Annotated in this window: 27 protein-coding genes; 7 read left to right on the forward strand and 20 right to left on the reverse strand. The window is 31.7% G+C overall.

All coding sequences use genetic code 11. The features are described 5' to 3' along the window. Positions 1-6: 6 nt before the first annotated feature. The 6 genes from BUB33_RS08910 to BUB33_RS15825 form a co-directional block, all read right to left on the reverse strand. On the reverse strand, positions 7-255 hold the full coding sequence (locus BUB33_RS08910; protein WP_072975635.1) for a hypothetical protein: 249 nt from the start codon (positions 253-255) through the stop codon (positions 7-9). After that, on the reverse strand, positions 245-625 hold the full coding sequence (locus BUB33_RS16840; protein ID WP_072975638.1) for an AbrB/MazE/SpoVT family DNA-binding domain-containing protein: 381 nt from the start codon (positions 623-625) through the stop codon (positions 245-247). Before BUB33_RS16840 ends, BUB33_RS08910 begins: the two co-directional genes overlap by 11 nt. Before the next feature lie 2 nt (positions 626-627). Beyond that, a complete protein-coding gene (locus tag BUB33_RS08920; RefSeq protein WP_072975640.1) occupies positions 628-834 on the reverse strand; it encodes a hypothetical protein in 207 nt (68 codons plus the stop codon). A gap of 131 nt (positions 835-965) precedes the next feature. Continuing rightward, complete coding sequence (locus tag BUB33_RS08925) at positions 966-1,220, reverse strand: hypothetical protein (protein ID WP_072975642.1); 255 nt, start codon at positions 1,218-1,220, stop codon at positions 966-968. Positions 1,221-1,223: 3 nt separating this feature from the next. Then, positions 1,224-1,391, reverse strand: coding sequence for a hypothetical protein (locus tag BUB33_RS16350; RefSeq protein WP_172463203.1), 168 nt, complete (start codon positions 1,389-1,391; stop codon positions 1,224-1,226). A gap of 536 nt (positions 1,392-1,927) precedes the next feature. Beyond that, the gene (locus BUB33_RS15825; RefSeq protein ID WP_143154893.1) at positions 1,928-2,137 is read right to left on the reverse strand and encodes a hypothetical protein; all 210 of its coding nucleotides are present in this window, start codon (positions 2,135-2,137) and stop codon (positions 1,928-1,930) included. A gap of 108 nt (positions 2,138-2,245) precedes the next feature. On the opposite strand from BUB33_RS15825, the gene BUB33_RS08935 reads away from it, so the two are divergent. Beyond that, positions 2,246-2,563: a hypothetical protein gene (locus BUB33_RS08935; protein ID WP_072975646.1), complete on the forward strand. Its 318-nt coding sequence runs from the start codon at positions 2,246-2,248 to the stop codon at positions 2,561-2,563. On the opposite strand, the gene BUB33_RS16060 is transcribed toward BUB33_RS08935, so the two are convergent. Next, entirely contained in the window at positions 2,552-2,722 is a 171-nt protein-coding gene (locus tag BUB33_RS16060; RefSeq protein WP_159429182.1) for a hypothetical protein, read from the reverse strand. The genes BUB33_RS08935 and BUB33_RS16060 overlap by 12 nt on opposite strands. A 33-nt stretch (positions 2,723-2,755) precedes the next feature. After that, complete coding sequence (locus BUB33_RS08940; protein ID WP_072975648.1) at positions 2,756-2,974, reverse strand: helix-turn-helix transcriptional regulator; 219 nt, start codon at positions 2,972-2,974, stop codon at positions 2,756-2,758. A gap of 183 nt (positions 2,975-3,157) precedes the next feature. On the opposite strand from BUB33_RS08940, the gene BUB33_RS08945 reads away from it, so the two are divergent. The 6 genes from BUB33_RS08945 to BUB33_RS08970 all read left to right on the forward strand — a co-directional run bounded on the left by BUB33_RS08945 (position 3,158) and on the right by BUB33_RS08970 (position 10,525). Continuing rightward, positions 3,158-3,544, forward strand: a complete 387-nt coding sequence (locus tag BUB33_RS08945) for a helix-turn-helix domain-containing protein (RefSeq protein ID WP_200778172.1) — start codon at positions 3,158-3,160, stop codon at positions 3,542-3,544. Positions 3,545-3,576: 32 nt separating this feature from the next. Beyond that, positions 3,577-3,918 carry a hypothetical protein gene (locus BUB33_RS08950; RefSeq protein ID WP_072975650.1) on the forward strand — a complete coding sequence of 114 codons (342 nt, stop codon included), beginning with the start codon at positions 3,577-3,579 and terminating at the stop codon, positions 3,916-3,918. Positions 3,919-3,947: 29 nt separating this feature from the next. Continuing rightward, positions 3,948-4,334: a hypothetical protein gene (locus BUB33_RS08955; protein WP_072975652.1), complete on the forward strand. Its 387-nt coding sequence runs from the start codon at positions 3,948-3,950 to the stop codon at positions 4,332-4,334. A gap of 191 nt (positions 4,335-4,525) precedes the next feature. Continuing rightward, complete coding sequence (locus BUB33_RS08960; RefSeq protein ID WP_072975654.1) at positions 4,526-5,485, forward strand: Abi family protein; 960 nt, start codon at positions 4,526-4,528, stop codon at positions 5,483-5,485. Positions 5,486-5,899: 414 nt separating this feature from the next. After that, positions 5,900-7,504, forward strand: coding sequence for a recombinase family protein (locus tag BUB33_RS08965; protein ID WP_072975656.1), 1,605 nt, complete (start codon positions 5,900-5,902; stop codon positions 7,502-7,504). Positions 7,505-7,660: 156 nt separating this feature from the next. Further along, positions 7,661-10,525: a phosphodiester glycosidase family protein gene (locus BUB33_RS08970; RefSeq protein ID WP_072975658.1), complete on the forward strand. Its 2,865-nt coding sequence runs from the start codon at positions 7,661-7,663 to the stop codon at positions 10,523-10,525. A gap of 38 nt (positions 10,526-10,563) precedes the next feature. Here BUB33_RS08970 and BUB33_RS08975 read toward each other — a convergent pair whose 3' ends face one another. From BUB33_RS08975 to atpG, 12 genes are all read right to left on the reverse strand, one after another. Next, complete coding sequence (locus BUB33_RS08975; RefSeq protein WP_072975660.1) at positions 10,564-10,896, reverse strand: rod-binding protein; 333 nt, start codon at positions 10,894-10,896, stop codon at positions 10,564-10,566. 12 nt (positions 10,897-10,908) lie between these two features. Next, positions 10,909-11,703: a flagellar basal-body rod protein FlgG gene (gene flgG, locus BUB33_RS08980; RefSeq protein WP_072975662.1), complete on the reverse strand. Its 795-nt coding sequence runs from the start codon at positions 11,701-11,703 to the stop codon at positions 10,909-10,911. Positions 11,704-11,713: 10 nt separating this feature from the next. Beyond that, positions 11,714-12,754 carry a flagellar hook-basal body protein gene (locus BUB33_RS08985; protein WP_072975664.1) on the reverse strand — a complete coding sequence of 347 codons (1,041 nt, stop codon included), beginning with the start codon at positions 12,752-12,754 and terminating at the stop codon, positions 11,714-11,716. Positions 12,755-12,813: 59 nt separating this feature from the next. Next, the gene (gene mreB, locus BUB33_RS08990) at positions 12,814-13,842 is read right to left on the reverse strand and encodes a rod shape-determining protein (RefSeq protein ID WP_072975666.1); all 1,029 of its coding nucleotides are present in this window, start codon (positions 13,840-13,842) and stop codon (positions 12,814-12,816) included. Between the two features lie 122 nt (positions 13,843-13,964). After that, on the reverse strand, positions 13,965-14,219 hold the full coding sequence (gene spoIIID, locus BUB33_RS08995) for a sporulation transcriptional regulator SpoIIID (protein WP_072975668.1): 255 nt from the start codon (positions 14,217-14,219) through the stop codon (positions 13,965-13,967). Between the two features lie 49 nt (positions 14,220-14,268). Further along, positions 14,269-15,087: a M23 family metallopeptidase gene (locus tag BUB33_RS09000; RefSeq protein WP_072975670.1), complete on the reverse strand. Its 819-nt coding sequence runs from the start codon at positions 15,085-15,087 to the stop codon at positions 14,269-14,271. Positions 15,088-15,160: 73 nt separating this feature from the next. Next, entirely contained in the window at positions 15,161-16,207 is a 1,047-nt protein-coding gene (gene spoIID, locus BUB33_RS09005) for a stage II sporulation protein D (protein WP_072975672.1), read from the reverse strand. A gap of 220 nt (positions 16,208-16,427) precedes the next feature. Further along, positions 16,428-17,690 (reverse strand): UDP-N-acetylglucosamine 1-carboxyvinyltransferase, encoded by a 1,263-nt coding sequence (murA, locus tag BUB33_RS09010; protein WP_072975674.1) that lies wholly within the window; start codon positions 17,688-17,690, stop codon positions 16,428-16,430. Positions 17,691-17,708: 18 nt separating this feature from the next. Then, positions 17,709-18,494, reverse strand: coding sequence for a YwmB family TATA-box binding protein (locus tag BUB33_RS09015; protein WP_072975677.1), 786 nt, complete (start codon positions 18,492-18,494; stop codon positions 17,709-17,711). A 131-nt stretch (positions 18,495-18,625) separates the two neighbouring features. Next, on the reverse strand, positions 18,626-19,033 hold the full coding sequence (locus tag BUB33_RS09020; protein ID WP_072975679.1) for a F0F1 ATP synthase subunit epsilon: 408 nt from the start codon (positions 19,031-19,033) through the stop codon (positions 18,626-18,628). Between the two features lie 2 nt (positions 19,034-19,035). Continuing rightward, the gene (gene atpD, locus BUB33_RS09025; protein ID WP_072975681.1) at positions 19,036-20,433 is read right to left on the reverse strand and encodes a F0F1 ATP synthase subunit beta; all 1,398 of its coding nucleotides are present in this window, start codon (positions 20,431-20,433) and stop codon (positions 19,036-19,038) included. Positions 20,434-20,452: 19 nt separating this feature from the next. After that, positions 20,453-21,310 (reverse strand): ATP synthase F1 subunit gamma, encoded by an 858-nt coding sequence (gene atpG, locus BUB33_RS09030; protein ID WP_072975684.1) that lies wholly within the window; start codon positions 21,308-21,310, stop codon positions 20,453-20,455. Positions 21,311-21,351 lie beyond the last annotated feature (41 nt).

Consider the following 21,351-nt stretch of genomic DNA (forward strand, 5'->3'; position numbering starts at 1 on the left):
ACCTCCTTATTTTTCTGGCATTTGAAACACAGAATAGCTTTGAAAGCTTTCCATCTCATAATTTGCTATCTCCCTCATATTTGATACTCCTACACATTGAGTCAGCTGTTCTTGTATTTCATCTAAAACTTCCATAGCTCTTTCTTCTGTTTCATATTTTCCTAAGGTCCAATTTCTGCACATAATTGTATTACCTACTACCTCAAGTGAAGTTACATCTATTAGTTCTTTTCTACTTTGGCTTCTAATCCACATTGTTTACTCCCCTTTCAACTATTTCATTAATTTTATTGATTATTGTTCTACATAAGTATCTTGATTGCTTGTATTTTAAAATTTCATCTTCAGTTATCTGTGATGATTCAGTTAAATCGTGTTGTCTTATAATAATGTCTCTATCTTTTATCCTTTCTTTAAGTGCTGCTATAATTTCCTCTAATTCTTCATCCTCAAAATCAAATACCTTTTCAGGATGATATTTTTTTATGCTTATAGTTACATTCTTTGAATCTACTGAAATTTCTAATGGATCTCCTTCTCTAATTCTTAGAGTTCTTCTAATCTCTTTAGGAATTACAACTCTACCTAATTCATCTACTCTTCTAACTATTCCTGTGTGTTCCACTGTTACACCTCCTCCCTACACCAATCAGGATAAATTGGATATAAAATAAATCCATACTTCTCATGCTCATACTCAACAGTTCCAAAGCCTTCTTCTCCTTCAAAACTAACTTCTTTTCCATCTATCAAATCTACATGATGACTTAGTACCTTCTGTATCTTTTTAGGTGCATGTCTTTTAAAAAGCTTTTTATCAAATATTATTTTCAAGCCTGTCCCTCCTATCACTAAAAACTTATATTTGTAGTTTCATACCAAAACCTTAAACCTTGCCAGCTTGGTTTAACACCATTGTTTATACATTTTTGCATATAATACTTTAAATATTTGATATTCATTACTTAGACCTCCATTTTCGAAATTACTAAATAATTATCATCAAGTTCCTCGATCCTTAGCTTGTTTCCTTTGTTGTAAAAGCTGCGAACGATACAACTGTTTTCAACAAATACCTCTAAAATTATATTCATCATATCTTCTACAACAGCTACCTTTGCATTTTTAAGTGAAACAAACACTTTATCTAGCATTAATACTTCATATTTATTAAAATCTATTGATAATATTTCTGTTGTATCTAATGATTTTCTTTCCATTTTTTATGCCTCCTTTGAATTTTTACAATGCTCTAGAAATGCATCTCCAAAAACTTCTACTAATGGTCTATAAAATTCATCTTCATCTACTTCCCTTACTTCTTTAATTTCTCTCTTCAATTCTTTTCCTGTATGTCTGCATATTGTTACACTTAACACTTCTATTTGCATTTTGATTCCCCCTATCATTTGATATTTCGTTTTTACTTATTAAGATTGTCCCAAACACCCCTATATGGTAAAATCTAGTAAAGGGGGTGACTTCATTGAAATGGTACTACATTCTAATTTTTACTTTCTTCTATAAGCTACTTTTTAACATTAATGCTTATTTAAAAACTAAGTTTTACTTTAAAAGATACGAACATTGGGTTTCTAAACCGAATGAATCTTTATTAACACACGAAGAATCTATTAAAAAACTTTTCAAACTAGCCAATCTCAAAGATTCTAGACGTCCGTATGTCCAACAAATTACTAACATGCATATATATAAAGATACTGTTTCTGTTATTGACAATATGTTTGCTAGAAGAGCTGATATACAGCATGGAATAATCGGAATGTTTCAAGCGTCTATTGGTGTGTTTCGTAGTCGCATATTAGAGACATTCAGTCCATTCTATTGGATAAATCTTCTATTGTTTTTACCGAGAAATATTTTAGATTACTTAAAGTTCGACCCTGAGAAGGCAAGCTATAGAATTTTAAATGTTATTTTTACCGCCACTTGGTGGATTTTCATCACTTCCTTTTCCATATTTAAGGATCAAATCAAGGTTATGGTAATCAATTTTATAGAAGTACTCCCTTAACATCCTTTCAATTGCATCCAATCTTTTATTTAGGACTACTGCTAAAGATATAATAGTCGTATATACTACTACAGTAGCCCAAAACACCATATCATTAGTCATCCCTCCTCACCTCCTCCTATTTGATACTTCATTGTCTTTCCCCCAATATTCTCCTATAATATAAGTACAGGCTCTGCCAAGCTAAGTACTAAAGAAAGGAGAAATTATATGGTAAATCTAACCAGAGATGCCGATAAACTTTTATGTTGCATATATAAGCAATATTTAGAAAGAAGAAAATCTGGCTATTTAAAACTTCAAGCTAAAAGATTCGAAAAAAATTTTTATACTGAGGATAAAAATATATCTTCATGGAACTGCACAGATGTTTCTGATACATTGTTGGAACTCGGTAGAACAAAATATATTCGTCTTTATATTGGTGCTGATTTTGATTTAGAAGATTCTGCCATTGTCTACATGGAAAATCGTTTTAAAAATGGTCTTATTGAAGTTGTAGACTTCATTTCTAAGCTAATTCCTTAAAGCTCTTCCATCGGGATAAAACTTATTTTTATAATTGATTTCCCATACGCCATTCTTAAAAACAATTACTAACTCATGACATTTATCTGAGAATGGCGTTCCATTTATTTTATATACCTTGTTGGGAATATCAATTTCTATGGTTTCTAGCTTTTCCACCCCTCTCACCTCCTCTCATTTGATTTTACTTATTTATTTTTCGTTTGCTCTCTTATTGTGAACTTGCAATCCAAAAAAAATTTCATCCGTCGATACATTAAAAAACTTTGCAATTTTTCTTGCCCTTGCTAGACTTGGAGTCCTCTCCCCTGTCTCATACATGGCTATAGAACTCAATGGTATTCCTGTCGCTTTATGAAGCTCTATCTGAGTCATATTTTTGTCTTTTCTATATTCTCCTAAAGTTTTCAAACCTTCACCTCCATTTTCTCACCCATTGTGAAGCACCTTGTATTTTTATTATATCACGTTACGTGAGTATGTCAAGCACTTTTTGTATCTTTCTCTCTTTACGTGATTATTGCTTTTAACTCTTGAGTTTGCTCACATGTGGTGATATATTTTATATATAAACTATTACAAGGGGTGAGAATATTGAAAGAAATTTTAAAACATTTAAGACAAGAAAGAGAGATAACACAAAGAGAATTAGCTAAAAAATTAAATATCTCTCCTAGTACCATAGCTATGTATGAGACTGGACAAAGAAAGCCAGATTCTGATATGTTAGAAAACATTGCGAATTTTTTCAATGTTTCAGTTGACTATCTTCTAGGTAGAACAGATATAAAAAATCCATCTGAGGAAATATCTAATGCTGTAGAAAATGACCCAGAACTACTAGACTTCTGGAATGAATTAAAAGAAAGAGAAGATTTGCAAGTATTATTTAAACAAACTAAAGAATTAACCCCAAAGGGAATACAACAAATTATAAGAATTATAAAAGCTATTGAGGATGAAGAAGATAGAGAGAATTAATAGCATATTAGGGTTTAAAGGGGGAAATATAGATGAACATAGATATACTAGATAAAAGCTTACTTAAATCATTATTAGACGAAACTATATCATTCCATGAAATCATGAACGCATATAATGTTAGAACTTCAATAGCATTTAATATTCCAGCTAGTATACTAGGTTTTGTATATGTTAGCAGGCGAGGAAATTATCACTTAATACTTAATGGAAATGTTAACTATAAAACTCAATGTAGGACTTTTGTCCATGAGATTAAACATATTACATATGATTTGCCTAAAATTGGATACATAGTAGGTTTAGATATGCAACATACTTATTTTGAAAATGAAGCTGATATGTTGGCAGAAAAGATAATTACATATTTATAAATAAATTAGATTATAAGGAGGAAATAAGAATGTCTAAAATTTATTATCGAGTAGTAGAAATATTGGATGAACATTCAATATTAGTTAATTATGGAAGGGAATCCGGAGCAAATGAGGATGATGAAGTTAGAATTATATCTAAAGGACCAGAAGTAATAGATCCAGAAACAAATAAATCTCTTGGGACTCTAGACTCTATAAAAGCCGTATTAACAATAGTAACGGCTTACGATAAGTTTTCTTTGTGTAAAAAAATACAAGTGACTACTAAAAATGCTCTTATAAGTCCATTATCTCAATTTGACGTTACTTCTAAATCTATCAAAACAATAAATGTGGATAAGAACAGTATCTCTAATAAAGAATTACCTAATGACAAAGTAATAAAAGTTGGTGACAAAGTTGAAATTTTATAATACTTTATATATATTCCAGTAAGTTATATATCTATTATCGTTATTGCTTATTGATTACCGTTATTATTTATGATATAATGTAACTAAGTTAACTAGCCGATACTTAAATGGACGGCTCAGAAAGCCCCTGTTACATTATTTTGTAACAGGGGCTTTTGGTTGTTTAAAATAATTGATTAGGAGAATCTTAAATGGACAAGCCTTTTTTGACATTTGATGAACAAATTGAAAAATTAAAAAATGATTACAATCTAATAATAGATAATTATGAATTTGCAAGAGAAGCTCTATCTTCTATATCTTACTACGATCTTGTTAATGGATATCAATCTATTTATATGATAGATGCTGAATATATAGAGGGTACTACTATTGAACACCTAACTTCTACACATATATTCAATAAAAATATTCAAGGTGTGCTTTTTAAATATGCCACTTATGTAGAGAATTCTTTTAAAACCTTACTATCTCATATAATTGCAGAACGTTTTACAGAGCATCAAGATGAATATTTAGATATAAAATATTATAAAAAAGGTAAAAATAGTGACCAAAAAACAAAGCTAAGAAAACTCTTAGATAAATTAAAAGGGATCTGTAAGGAATGTGAAGATACACCTACTCAATATTATAGGAATACTAAAGACCATATCCCACCTTGGATACTCTTCCGAAATATAAGTTTTTCAGATACAACGGATCTATTTTATTTTTTAAAGCGAGAAGAGAAAGAATATCTATTTACCTTTCTAAGCATTTTAAATACAGATACATTAGAATTTCAGGATAAAGTCAACATAATGCTTAGTTCACTTAAAGTAGTTAGAAAGTTTAGGAATAAAATTGCACATAACTTAAACTTTTTAGCTTATAGGAAATCTTCCCTCAACAAAAAGGCAAACTTACTTTACGAAAATACTTTGTTTTCAGAGAAGGAAATTACAACGACCTTTAATAATGTATGGGCTATGGTTGTCTCTATAGTTATCTTACTCAATAATAAATATCTATCTCAAAACTTCTTGGCTGAATTTCAATCATTTATGAAGTTTGACGAAAACCTTATTGAAATATACTGTAAAGTTACGGGAATCCCCTTAGACTATGAGAAAAGAATTTGGGATTATATGGATACCTTGGAGTTTTAAAAATCTAATAACTGATAAAAACTTCTCTGAATTAATATATTCAGAAATAAAAAAAGACCCTGAAAACATTATTCAGCATCTTAAAAATAGAATAAATGAAAAAAGTTAACCCCAGGGGCAAAGGAATTCTCGGTTCATCACCTACTCCCATTCGGGAACCCAGCCTTATCCATCACGAGTTAACTTTACTGTATCTATAGTATAACATTTATTATATAAAATGTCAAAACCTATAGTACACTATATTATATGCAATTATTGTATTATTATTACAAAATATTAAAATTAAATATCCCCCATAGTGCTACCAACACTATGGGGGACAAGCCGAGGTTAATGATATAACCCTAAGCTATACAATACTTTTCAGCTTAATTATACCATTAATCACAAAAATACTAAAGAGGTGATTTTATGGAAAGTGCAGTTATTTATGCTAGATATTCAAGTGATAATCAAAGAGAAGAATCTATTACAGCTCAAATAAGAGCAATAAAAGAATGGGCTAAAAGAGAGAAGTACAATATCATTGATATTTATAAAGATGAAGCTCAATCAGCTACAACTGATGATAGAAAAGATTTTTTGAGAATGATAGATGACAGTAAAGAAGGTCTGTTTAATGCAGTAATAGTACATAAGCTTGATAGATTCGCAAGAAATAGGTATGATAGTGCATTTTATAAAAGACAATTAAAGTTAAATGGAGTCAAGGTTATATCTATTTTAGAAAATCTTGATGATAGCCCAGAATCTATTATATTAGAATCTGTACTCGAAGGAATGGCAGAGTATTACAGTGCAAATCTTGCCAGAGAAGTTAAAAAAGGAATGAGAGAAACTGCTCTACAAGCAAAGCATACTGGAGGTAATCCTCCTCTAGGATATGATGTAGGTCAAGATAAAACCCTTATTATAAATGAACATGAAGCAATAGCCGTAAAAATAATATATACAATGTATTCTAATGGTTATAGCTATGGAGATATAATAAATGAGTTAAATAGTAATGGATTTAAGACTAAAGCAAATAAACCTTTTGGCAAAAATAGTCTATATGAAATATTAAGACAAGAAAAATATACAGGTACTTATGTATATAACCGTAGGGTAAAAGGACTCAATGGTAAATATAATAATCATAAAAAGAAACCTAATAACGAAATTATAAGAATTGAGAATGGATGCCCTCAAATTATAAAAAAAGAGGAGTGGTTAAAAGTGCAGGAAAGAATGAATGGTAATAAGAAAATTGGCGGACAAAATACAGCCAAAGTAGATTACCTCCTATCTGGAAAAATATTTTGTGGAAAATGCGGTGCTGCCATGACTGGACATGGTACTTCTGATAGTTCTACCAAAACCAGATATTATTACTATGTCTGCAATAATAAAAAAAGAACTAAGCAATGCGATCTTAAAGGAATTAGAAAAGATGATATTGAAGCCATGGTACTGGATCATCTTTGGAAATATGTATTTTGTGATGAAATGATAGAAAAATCTATAGATAAAATATATGCTTATGCAAATAAGAAAAAAGAAGGTGTTCCTAATTTATTAAAATCATATCAGGATAAACTGTCAGAGATAAATAATTCCATAGATAAGGTAATAGAATTATTAATGTCTGGGTATAAAAATGCTAGTTTAAAAGAAAGACTTGATGGATTAGAACAAGAGAAAAAAGAACTGGAAAATTTAATTATTAAAACAGAATTAAAACTCAATAAAGTAGATTATACAAGAGAAGAAATATCTACTTTTATGTACGCCTTTAAAAATTTCAGATCTATGCCTGCTGCCCAACAAAAAAAGGTTATCAATATGTTTGTTTATAGAGTTGTCATCTATGAAGATAAGTATGATATGGAGATTTTCAATAATCCGATAGACAGTAACAAGAATAAGAAATTTAGACAGCAACGTGGCACGGTTCACCCCGACCATCGACAAAAGGAATTAAACGAAAGTTTGATTCCTTTTTTATTTTTTGTTTTCATATTAATTCCACAATAATATTATATAATTTCTTTAATCTTAATTGATTTTCAATTATCAGTGATTATAATTGTTAACTGATTGTAATATGTTTGTAACCAAATTGATATATTTAAACTATATAATGAAAGGGACAAGCAATATGGCTTACATAAAATATTAAGAGGTGAGATTATGAGAAAAAGTTTTAAAAAGGTCTTTGTGTCTTTATTAGCTGCTACAACTGTTTTTACATCTACTGCACCAGTTTTAGCCAATAAAATTACTGTAAATATGCCCTATACTATATATCAAAATATTGAAAAAAATAATATTTCTGCAGGCGTAGTCCATGAAAAGATAATGAAATTTACTACATCTGGATGGTGGAATATAAATGTTCTTAGGATTAATCTATTAAACCCCTATACAGAATTAAAGGGTTTAGTAAATCCAAACGGTTTACCAAATAGGGATAAGGTTAGTTCTATGGTAGAAAAACATAATGCTGTTGCTGGAATAAATGGTGACTTTTTCAACTATAGCCCATTACCTTCAACTTTAGGTGCATTAATAGATAATGGTGAGTTATTGACTGACCGTAGAGATGATGCAACACCAGCACTTCCTGGTTTTTTTGTTGATTTTTTGAATAATGCTAAAATCGACTATTTTAAAAGGACAATGGAAGCTAACAATGTTACAACAGGCGGTAAAATAAATATAAATGCTGTAAATAACGTATCCACATATTTTGATGTGGTAACCCTTTTAAATAAACACTGGGGTTCTAAATCCATAGGAACTAGATTTCACAATGATTTAGTAGAAGTTGTTATAGATAATGATGTAGTAACAGATGTAAGAGTTGGTCAAGAAGCAGTAAGTATCCCTGAAAATGGTTATGTATTAATTGGAAGAGGACAAAAATCAGAAGAGCTTCTAAAGTTTTCTGTAGGGGATACTGTAGAGATTAATATATCCACCACCCCTGATATTAATAATATTAAATTTTCCATAGGTGGAGGAAGTTATATCTTAAAAAATGGAGAACTAAATAAGCCAGATATTTCTTCTCCAGGAAATCATCCTAGAACTGGAATCGGAATCAACAAAGACGGTACAGAAGTAATTTTAGTGACTATAGATGGCAGAGACTCTTCCTTTAAAGGAGTTAGCCAAGAAATGTTCGGTGCAATTCTTAGAGATCTAGGAGCATATAATGGATTAAATTTAGATGGCGGCGGATCAACTGCCATGGCTATAAAACCAATTGATGCACAAAAAGCAACTATAGTAAATAAGCCTTCTGAAGGCTCAGAAAGACTTGTTGTAAATGGAGTAGGAGTCTTTTCCAATGCTCCAGTAGAAGAACTCTCCTATATTAAGATAATAACAGATGATACAAATATGTTTATAAATACAACACGAAAGTTTTCAGTAAAAGGATATGATAAAAATCATAATCCTATAGCTATTGATGAGTCTCAACTTATATTTACTCATGAAGGTGTAGATGGAAATATATCTGGCAATACATTCAAAGCTCTATCTCAAGGCAAAGCAAAGATTATTGCTAATTACGGTAATATAACTAACTCTATAGATATTAATGTACTAGGAAATGTAAAGGATTTAACTAGTAATTTATCTAATTTCAATATAGACATAAATAGTGAAAAAACCTTACCTACATTCTATGGTAAAGATGAAAATGGATATCAAGCTAAAATATACCCAGAAGACATTGTCTTCACAACCATAAATAATATTGGTCATGTAGATAAAGGTATATTCTACAGTGGTGATACCTCTGTAGCAGGTGTGCTTACTGCTAAGCTAGATGAAGGTATAGAAAACATTTTGGTATCTGTAGGCAGTAATGGTAAGTTAATAGAAGGGTTTGAATCCATCTCCAATTTTAAATTTACTTCACAACCTGAAACTGTTTTAGGTGAAATAAGCCTTAGCCAAGATGCAAAGGAAGGACAATCCTCCTTAGCATTAAAATATGATTTCTCCCAGGGAGAAAATACTCGAGCGGCCTATCTAAATCTAATGAAAGATGGGAAAGATGGATTACCTATAGCAGGTCTACCAAAAAAATTAGGTCTATGGGTAAATGGAGATAATAGCGGCAGTTGGTTAAGAGGAGTTATCAAGGATAGTAAAGGTAATTCCCATACAATAGACTTTGCAAAAACAATTGACTGGACTGGATGGCAATTTGTAAATACCAATATTCCAACAAATGTTTCCTATCCTATTGTATTAGAAAAAATTTATCCTGTAGAAACAGATAGTTTAAAGAAACAATCTGGTGAATTATTGTTTGATGGATTAACAGCTTTTTATCCTCCTACATTGAGTAATGTGGTACTACCTACTCCAAGCTCTTTGAAGGATAGTAAAAATATAAAATCCCCTATAAATAAAGATGGGTTCTCCTTTGCAGTTTTAGCAGAGCCAAAAGGATTAGATGCATTAGTAAAATATGATGCCAGCTCTAAAGTTAAAGCTAGAGTAAATAATCATAAGATAGCTATTTCTCTAAATGGCATATCTAATGAATTTGCAAATGGTCTAAATAATTATTCAAGAATTGATGCCTCTGGAGCATATAAGAAAAATAAACACAAAGATGTTGTTTTTATAAATATAAATACCCAGAAAAATGGCATTAGAGAAACAAACGTAGCTCAATGGACTAATTTAAAAAATGATTTGAATGGAGCAACAGAAAATAATATTGTGCTTTTCTTCTCTACACCTATATTTGGTGCAAATGGATTTAAAGATACTTTAGAAGCTGAACTCCTTCATAAATATTTAGTGGAAGCTAGAGAAAAGGGCAAAAATATATTTGTTGTACATGGAGGTAACTCCAACACTTCAAATTTAAAAGATGGTATAAGGTATATTGAATTAAATACTAAAACATTAACTAAACCAGAAGATATCTATGATTTATCCATTATAGAATTTGTAGTAAATGGCTCAGATTTAACTTATACTATTTCTCCACTATTTGAAAAACCAAATGTTAAAGTAGGTAAATAAAAGTTAAAGACTTAGGCATATGCCTAAGTCTTTAATTCTTATAGTTTTACATAGTTATTTTTAAATTGGTTATAAAGTATTTTTGCTAAACCTAGACTATTATCTCCTTTTGTCATTTCCTTCGATAATTCTTCTAACTGCATTTCTTCAAATATACGGGTTCCTTGAGACTTTTCCACTAAACCGTCCTCATCTGGGATAGTCTTTTTCATCTCTTTCAACATCATATAGAGAAATACACTTTCAAACTCACGACAAGTTTCCATTAGTTTCTTATTGTCTTCCGTTTCTTTTAAATTCTCCATCTTTTTTTGAATTAATGTTGGCTCTTTATCTATATTTATAATATTATTAATTGGTGATATTTCCACTTAACTCACCTCTTATCTCTTCAAATTATTTGCCATCTGTAGCATTTCATCTGAAGTAGTTATGGTCTTTGAATTGATTTCATAAGCCCTTTGTGCCGTAATCATCTTTACCATTTCATCAACTACTTGAACATTTGAAGCTTCTAAATATCCTTGTACCACTCTAGTATTCATTTCCTCTGCTTCTAATGGTGTTTCCTCACCTGAAGCAGCTGTTCCTCTATATAGATTTTGTCCTTCTGATTGAAGTCCTTCTGGGTTCATAAAGTTTACCAGTTTCAGTCTGCCAATTTCTACAGTTTCATCATCTTCATCTTTTCCATAAATATATCCTAACTCATCAACGGTAATATCCTTAACTCCATCTTCTATTGTAATTAAATCATCATCTTCACTAAGTACAAAATATCCATCTGAAGTAACTAAGGTAGCTTCATCTCCATCTATACTTAATTTGAAACTTCCATCTCTAGTATATCTTATATCTCCATTTGGTAATTCTACTGCAAAAAAACCTTCTCCATTTATGGCAAAATCAAAAGCCCCTTGAGTTTCAATAAAACTACTTGTCCTAAAATCTCTCTTAGTAGCTATTGGCATGACACCATGACCTACTTCTAAATTAACTGGTCTTCCTTGATCATCATTTATATTGGCTCTTTTTATATTTGCATAGAATAAATCTTTAAACTCTGCCCTTTGAACCTTATAGCTAGTAGTATTTACATTGGCTAAGTTATTAGATATAGTGTCTATATTAAATTGCTGTGCTTTCATTCCTGTTGCTGCAGTCCATAACGATCTCATCTTCTACCTCCTATACTCTTCCTATTTCATTAGCTGCCTTTTCTAGCATTTCATCTTGCATCCTAACTACCTTTTGATTTGCCTCAAATTCCCTTAGTAAGTTTATCATCTCAACCATACCAGATATAGGGTTCATATTTGAACTCTCTAAATATCCTTGTAATACCTCTCCATTAAACTGTGCTTCCTCAGCATTAACATTTTCTGCCATATAGAAAAGATTATCTCCTCTTTTTCTAAGGAATTCCTTATTATTGATATTTACTATATCTAAGGTATCGACTAAAGCTCCATCTACAAGAACTTGTCCACTAGCTAAAACATCTACATCTCTACCATTTAATGGAATCTGACCATTTCGCCCCAATACCCTTCTTCCGTCTAAATCTGTTAAATATCCTTCTGTTATGGCAAATAAACCATTTCTAGTATAAAGAGTTTCTCCATTCTCTCCTTGAAGTTTAAAGAAACCACTGCCTTTTATACCAAAATCTAGCTTGCCACCAGTATCCATAAGACCTCCATTTGTAAAATCTGTAACTAACTTTTGAAATCTGACTCCACCACTCATTGTCCCTATAACATAGGAAGGAGGAGTATAAACTATACCTTGTAGAAGGGCTTCCATATCCCCGCCCTGCTGTATCCTATTTCCATTATTATCAATAATATAGTTTTCATAATCAGTTTTATGCTGGTCTTCTAAATTCTTATAAGATGTTTTCAAATAACCTTCATTATCTACTACAAATTTTATTTCTTTAACATAAGACTTCCCTCTAGGTGTATTTACAACAAAATACCCTTCTTCAGTTCGTGCACTATGTATCTCTCCATTATTTTCATAAGTAATATTATTTTCTCTAGGTATATTTCTCAACTCAGGAGTTCTACTAGTTCTAGCCAATAGTTTCTCTGGAAAAGACTCTGTCAATGATATATCCTTTTTAAAGCCTGAAGTATTTATATTTGCTAAATTATTTGAAAGAACATCTAACTTTTTTTGATTAGCCACTAAAGAAGTAGCACCAATATATAGACCCCTATTCATCTTTTATCACATCCTAAATATCAATATCTCATATACTATCGGCTAATTTTATTAAAACTTTAGCCCCTATATTTTTTTGCAGTATTATCTTCTACTATATTATTATCAAGATATTTTACCCATGATAAAGCTTTACCAGTTCCCCTAGCAACACAAGAAATTGGCTCATTAGCTATACTTACAGGAATTCCTGTTTTTTCTGTAAGCAGCTTGTCCATGCCATATAGTAAAGCTCCTCCACCAGTCATCAATATTCCCTTATTGCTAATATCAGCAGCTAACTCTGGTGGAGTTCTTTCAAGAACTATATGAACCGTATCTATGATTTCCTGTATTGGCTCCTTTAAAGCTTCAAGCATATCATTAGAGGATATATTTACAGTTATAGGTAAACCTGTAAGTAAATTTCTTCCCCTTACTTCATTAAATTCCTCATTTTCCCTTTTATATGCCGAACCAATGCTAAGCTTTAATTCCTCAGCAGATCTTTCTCCAATCATCATATTATATTTTTTCTTAATATATCGAGATATAGCCTCATCACATTCATCTCCTGCTATCTTTATAGAACGGCTAACTACTATGCCTCCTAATGAAATAACAGCCACATCTGTAGTTCCTCCCCCAATATCTACTATCATATTGCCATTTGGCTCAGTAATGTCTATTCCTGCTCCAATAGCAGCAGCTATAGGTTCTTCAATTACATATGTCTTTATTGCTCCAGCTTGATTGCTTGCATCTATAACCGCTCTTTTTTCCACTTCAGTTATACCACTTGGTACGCATACTATTACCCTAGGTTTAAGTAAGTATTTTCCTACTGCTTTCTTTATAAAATATTTTAACATCCTTTCTGTTATATCATAATCAGATATTACACCATCCTTCATAGGTCTAATAGCTATAATATTCCCAGGGGTTCTACCTAACATCTTCCTTGCTTCCTCGCCAACAGCCAAAAATCTATTAGTGTTCTGGTCAATTGCCACAACAGATGGCTCTTTTAAAACTATTCCTTTTCCCTTAACATATACTAAAACACTTGCCGTACCCAAATCTATACCTATATCAGTTCTGAATCCCAAGTCAATTCCCCCCAATTATACTTATCATATATAGTATTCTACATAAGTTTCAAAATTCCTTCTTTTTTTGTAAATTTCTTCAAAATTTTACAAAATTTAAAAAGTCCCTATTATGGGACCTTTTACTCATTAGATGCACTATACTTTAGTTTAGTTGCTCTACCGCCTCTTATATGCCTTTCTGCCTTGTTAAGGTCTAAAAGTTCTTTTACCATATGGGCTAAATTTGGATTTATCTTTGGCAATCTCTCTGTTAAATCTTTATGAATCGTTGATTTACTGCACCCAAAAACTTTAGCTGTATCTCGAACAGTACTTTTATTCGCAATTATGTATTTTGCAACTTCTATTGTTCGTTCTTCTATATAATCTTTCACCTAATCAACCCCCTGACTTTTTGGGTATTCACTAAATACTTATGCTTTTTTAATTGTTAATAGAACGTGGATTTACTAATTTTCCATTTTTTATAACTTCAAAATGAAGATGTGGTTTCATCATCATTTCAATTTTTGCTGTATTACCTACTTTAGATATACTGTCACCTTTTTTAACCTTAAGATTAACCTTTACCATATCTTTAGTTGCAAGGTTTGAATATCTAGTTTGTAAATCTCCACCATGGTCTATTAATATTACTATCCCCCATAATTCATCCTCATATACCTCCTTAATAACTCCGTCTGCTGCTGCTTTAACTACAGTGCCTTCTGGAGCCTCAATATCTATGCCTTCATGTCCTACCCAAGCTTCTAGAGTTTCTGAATAAATCAGAGAATCCGAAGTATATTCTGTAAGTATAGGTCCATCTACAGGAAGAGAAATCTTTGTAGTTTCCTGAACTAAATCTGAGTCTTTTACCTTTTCTTCATATTCATCTTCTTCAAATTCTAAATCTTCAACTTCCACCTTAGCATAATCATCTTCATTTTCCTCTTTAGCATGATCTTCTTCTAATGAGTCAGCTTCTTTAACATCTTCCAAATTTGAAACATCTACAGGAGCATCTACATCTGAATTAGATACATTAATGGTATAGAGATTCTCATCGTAATCCTTTGATTTTTCTACTTCTTTTTTTTCATCTTCTTCCACAATAACAAAATCCCTATTCCCTACATCCTTATTTGCATTAATATTTCGCATAGATAGAAATAAGGTTCCTCCAGCAATTACACATACACATACAAATAAGAATAAGATAAATCCTTCTTTTTCCATTAATTTTATTAATTTATTTTTCATATCTCCACCTCCATTACCTAGTATTTCCAGATGAGAAAAATACATACAAAAAAAGATACAAAAAATAAAATTTTTAATTGTCAAATGTTAATTCTTTTATCTCCACTCCCGTATAATAATGTTTAAGTATTTCTTCAAATATACTGCCATGTTTGGCCATACCATTGGCTCCCCACTGACTCATACCTACACCATGACCAGAGCCATAGGTTTCTATTTCTATAATATTTAACCTCTTATCTAAAGATATGGTGAAATTAGTTGAATTCAAGCTAAATAATTCTCTCAGTTCTCTACCATCTATTATAATTTTATCTATAGCAACTTTCTTCACCCTACCAGTTAATGTTTTTTCTATAAGCTTAATCTTTTCATGAAGATTCTCTTTGGTTAAATTAACATCTGGATACTTATGTTTTATTTTTCCAATAAATTCTTCTGTTGTTAAGGTAATAGTACTTTTAAACTTTGGTGCTTCTTCTTCATAGGGACTGGTTACAGATTTTAGATAAGGCATTTCTACAGCAAATACATCTTGTACATCTTCTGTCCTACCTCCAGATGTAGAGTGATATAGGGGTTCTATTATTTCTCCATTATAAAAAATCCCCAAATTTCTAGTGGAATTTACAGCTTCCTCAATTTTAGGCCAATATTTCTCAATCCAGCTATCTCCATGAATTTCTTTAAGCTTAGGAAGTGATAAATATGCTTGACAATGGATACCATCACAAAGAGGAGCAAGTTTATGATTGGGATGCCCATCTTTATATTTTATACTTCTACTAATTGCATATGTTCTAGCAGCTACAGCTTGAGCCTTTAATGCTTCCATATGAAATTCTGCAGGCATTTCTGCTGCTACTACACCTTTTACATAGTCCTCTATATTAATCTCATTTACAATTTCTTTCTTTCCATCATAAATCTTTATTGTTTCATATAGCTTATTAGTCTTTACTGGTATCTCTTCTTCTATAACTACTGGTTCCTCTAACTCTAAGGACTCCCCTTTTGCGGTATTTCCCTTAGGTACAAATTTAAAAGTCTTTACAATAACCGTAGGTAATAGTATGGTTATTGTTAGTACTGTACAAATATAAACTCCTAATTTCTTCATCTTTTCCCCCTCTTTACCTTTAGTATGTAATATAATATTCAAATCTTACAAGCAATATGCCTATAAGATTTTAATATTATAATGGAAAAATGAGTGATTAATAGTTTAAAACATAAAAAAATAACTAATGGTTGAAAAGAAAAATCCTTTTCCTACCATTAGTTATTCATTATCCAACGAGCTTTCCCCGCCTTAATTATTCACTTTTCACTATTAATTGTTAATTATTAATTGTTTTTCTATATATTATTGCTCCTAATTTAGTAAACTTCTCTTCTATGCTGTCATATCCCCTATCTATATGATAGATATTGTCAATTTCAGTAATTCCTTCAGATACTAATCCTGCTAATACTAAAGCCGCTCCTGCTCTTAAATCCGAGGCCTTTACTGGAGCTGATGTTAAGTTATCTACTCCTTGTATAATAGCTGACCTGCCATCTATCTTTATATCTGCACCCATTCTCTTTAACTCATCTACATGCATAAATCTATTTTCAAAAACTGTCTCTATACATACAGAAGTTCCTTTACAAAGACTCATAAGTGCCATAAACTGTGCTTGCATATCTGTAGGAAATCCTGGATATGGCATAGTTTTAACATCTATAGCCCTTAGATTGTTAGTACCTATTACTCTAACTGAATCGTCATTTTCAATTACAGTACATCCTGCTTCTTTAAGCTTTGCTATTACAGGCTTTATATGAGATGTTATAACATTTTCTACTATTATATCTCCTTTAGTTATAGCAGCTGCTACCATAAAAGTACCTGCCTCAATCCTATCAGGAATAATTGAATGAACTCCACCACCTAATTTTTCTACTCCTTTAATCCTAATGGTAGATGTTCCAGCACCTTTAATATCTGCCCCTAACTTATTTAAAAAGCTAGCTAAGTCAACTATTTCTGGTTCCATAGCTGCATTATCCAATATAGTTTCACCTTCTGCCAATACTGCAGCCATCATTATATTTTCTGTTGCTCCAACAGAAGGAAAATCTAAGTAAATTTTATCTCCTATTAATTTATCTGCATATGCAGAAATATTTCCATGGTCTACATCTATAGTAGCTCCTAAAGCCTTAAATCCCTTTAGATGTAAATCTATAGGTCTAGTACCTATGGCACAGCCACCTGGTAAAGAATTTTTAGTCCTGCCTAATCTTGTCAACAATGGTCCCATGACCAAAAATGATGCTCTCATTTTACTCATTAGCTCATATTTAGTTTCATAATTATCAATATTAGCTGAATTAATCTTTATAATACCCTTATCCAAATGCTCAACTTTAGCCCCTAGAGATGTAAGTACCTCACATATTACTTCTACATCTTTTAAATTTGGTACATCTTCTAATATTATATCTTCTGTCCCAAGTAAAGATGCTGCCAATATTGGAAGGGCTGAATTCTTAGCACCAGATATTCGCACTCTTCCTCTCAGTGGAGGGCTTTTTTCCACCATTATTTTCTCCAAGCAAATCTCCTCCTAATTTTAATATCCAGTGGTAATAATAGGTGTTCCTATCCAAATGTAGTTCTTGTCTTCATATTCATTATACCTTATTGCTAGATTTAAGTTAATCTTTTTTTCACCAGAAAATATGAAACTTTCTATAAGAGGTGTGTAAGCTGTATAACTAAATATGGATTCATCTGTATATTCTTCTACAACTTTTCCTTTAAATTTTCTCATTGCTTTAGCTACTGCTTTATTTAAATCCATTTTTTCTAATTGTCCCTCAATTGTTCCAATAATACAAGTAGTGATTTCCAAAGATTTCCCATAATCTTTAAATATACCTTCTATCTTTTCTATTATACCATTAATACTAAAATTTTGCTTATCTTTTATTAAGTTAATAAAGAGAGTAGTTTCTCCATTTGTTAATTCAGAGTCTAAATAAGATGATATTCCAATAGTTATTGGATTTCTATGTATATCATATCCATAGACAGACATATGATTAAATCCTTCTTCATAAATTGTTTCACTATAATAATATTTCCCTTCATTTTCTGTAAATTTATTAATATCTACTTCTTCTCCAACAATTCCTAAAGAAATCTTAACTCTTTCTACTAAGGATTCTATTTCCTCTTTAGATATAAACTCATCAAGAAGCACTCCTCCCATATTAAGATCTCCTTCAAGAAATTCTCCATTAAACTCTTTTAATATACCTTCCAAAACATCCTTCTCACTATGTTTCTTTCCTGCCATTGTAAGTGTTGGTACTAATAAAGATAATATAATTGCAAATAAAATAAACTTTTTCATTATACCCCTCCTTGAAATTTAAGGAAAGGTACTTTCTTAAAAATGTAAAGGGGGACAAAACATTTAAATAAAGAAAGTACCCTCTTCCTATGATAAAAGTATTACCATAGTTGGGTACTTTTTATACCTATTTATTCATCAAATTTTTTTAAATTTGAAACCTCTAATCTATTTATAGCACGTCTAAGTGCTAATTCAGCCCGTTCTATATCTATATTGTCTTTTTCGCTCTTTAATAAATTTTCTGCTCTTTCCTTTGCCGCCTCTGCTCTCTCTACATCTATTTCATGAGGCCATTCAGCAGCTTCAGTAACTATAGTAGTTTTATTATCTACAACGGAAATATAGCCATCTACTACAGCAGCTATTTTTTCCTCACCATTTTGGAATATTCTTACCTTTCCTATCTTCAGAGGTGTTGTAATAGGTGCTCTTCCTTCTAGAATAGCCATATCACCTTCTATTCCTCTAACTATGACCATTTCCACTTCATCAGAAAAAAATGGTTTATCGGGGGTTACTATATCCAAATAAAACATAATTAACCCTCCATCTTCTTAGCTTTTTCTACTGCTTCATCAATAGTACCTACAAATAAGAAAGCGGATTCTGGGAGATCATCATGTTTTCCTTCTAGGATTTCTTTGAATCCTCTTACTGTTTCTTTAATAGGTACATATTTACCTTTCATTCCAGTAAATTGTTCTGCTACAGTAAATGGTTGAGATAAGAATCTCTGAATTTTTCTAGCTCGTGCAACTATTAACTTATCATCATCTGAAAGTTCATCTATCCCTAAAATAGCTATTATATCTTGAAGATCCTTATATCTTTGAAGAATCTCTTGTACTTGTCTTGCTACTTCATAATGTTCCTTACCTACTACCTCAGGATCTAAAATTCTAGAAGTCGAATCCAATGGATCAACTGCTGGATAAATACCAAGCTCTGAGATTTGACGTGATAATACTGTAGTAGCATCTAAGTGAGCAAAAGTAGTTGCAGGAGCTGGGTCAGTTAAGTCATCTGCTGGTACATATACTGCTTGAACAGATGTTATGGAACCCTTCTTAGTTGAAGTAATCCTCTCTTGTAAAGCACCCATCTCAGTAGCCAAAGTTGGTTGATATCCAACTGCCGATGGCATCCTACCTAACAAGGCTGATACTTCTGAACCTGCTTGTGTAAATCTAAATATATTATCTATAAATAATAAAACGTCTTGCCCTTCCTGATCTCTAAAATACTCTGCCATAGTAAGTCCAGTTAAAGCAACCCTCATTCTGGCTCCTGGTGGCTCATTCATCTGACCAAATACTAATGCAGTTTTATCTATAACTCCAGATTCAATCATCTCATAGTATAAGTCATTACCCTCTCTAGTTCTCTCACCTACACCAGTAAAAACAGATAACCCACCATGTTGTGTAGCAATATTATTTATTAACTCTTGTATAAGTACTGTTTTACCTACTCCAGCACCACCAAATAATCCTACCTTACCACCTTTAGAATACGGTGCAATAAGGTCTACTACCTTAATCCCTGTTTCAAATATTTCTTTAGAAGTTTCTTGTTCTTCAAAGGATGGAGCTGCTCTATGGATAGGTGCAGTTTGTTTTGCCTTAACTTCTCCTTTACCATCAATAGCCTCACCTAATACATTGAAAAGTCTTCCTAAGGTTTCCTTACCTACAGGAACAGCAATAGACTTTCCAGTATTTGTAGCCTCCATTCCTCTTACAAGTCCATCTGTTGAATCCATAGCAACACATCTTACAGTGTCATCTCCAATGTGTTGAGCTACTTCTACAATTAGTTTTTTTCCATTCATATCTATCTCAATAGCATTTAGTAGCTCTGGTAGACTATCTTCACTAAATCGAATATCAACTACAGGGCCTATAACTTGAACAATTTTTCCTTTTGTCTTTTCCATTTGCCCTCTCCTTTCATACTTACTTTAGAGCATCGGCACCTGAGACAATCTCAGTTATTTCCATAGTAATTGCCGCTTGTCTTGCCCTATTATAGCTGATGTTAAGTTCATCAATCATTTCCTCAGCATTATCCGTAGCAGCCTCCATGGCTACCCTTCTAGCTGCCTGTTCACTAGAAGAAGATTCTATTAGGGCTCCATAGATAGTACTTTGTATATATTTCGGAATCAAAAAATCAAGAACTTCTTCAGTAGAAGGCTCAAACTCTGTAACGGTCTTTCTCTTCTCTGATTCCTTGTGAACTTCCCCAGATGGAAGCAATGTTAAAATACCAGGCTCTTGAGAAATAGTACCCAAGAACTTAGTATATACTATTTTTATTTCATCAACGACCTTATCTTTATATAAATCCAATGCCATATTACCAATCTTTCTAGCATCAGAGAATGTTGGCTCCTCAACTATCCCAACAAATTCACCTATTACATCATAGTCTCTCTTTTTGAAATAATCCCTAGCCTTAGTTCCTACAGTAATAATTTTAGCATCTTTATTTTCTTCCTTTATTTTACCTTCCGCTAGTCTAATTACACCTGCATTATATCCTCCTGCAAGTCCCCTATCAGCGGACACAATAATATATAAGGAAGTTTTAACTTCTCTACTATCTAATAAAGGATGTTTCATATTTCCTGTAGTAGCTAAAATATCTTGGATATTACTAAGAACAGTATTATAATAGGGTCTAGACTTTTCCAATCTTTCTCTGGCACGTTTCAATTTTGCCGATGAAACTAATTCCATAGCCTTTGTAATCTGTCTTGTATTGCTAATTCCTCTTATACGTCTTTTAATATCTCTTGTTGTTTCAGCCAAGATTTACACCACCTTATATCAATTGACTAATTATACCCAAA

This window comes from Tissierella praeacuta DSM 18095 (assembly GCF_900128955.1).
In the GTDB taxonomy this organism is placed as follows: Bacteria; Bacillota; Clostridia; order Tissierellales; family Tissierellaceae; genus Tissierella; species Tissierella praeacuta.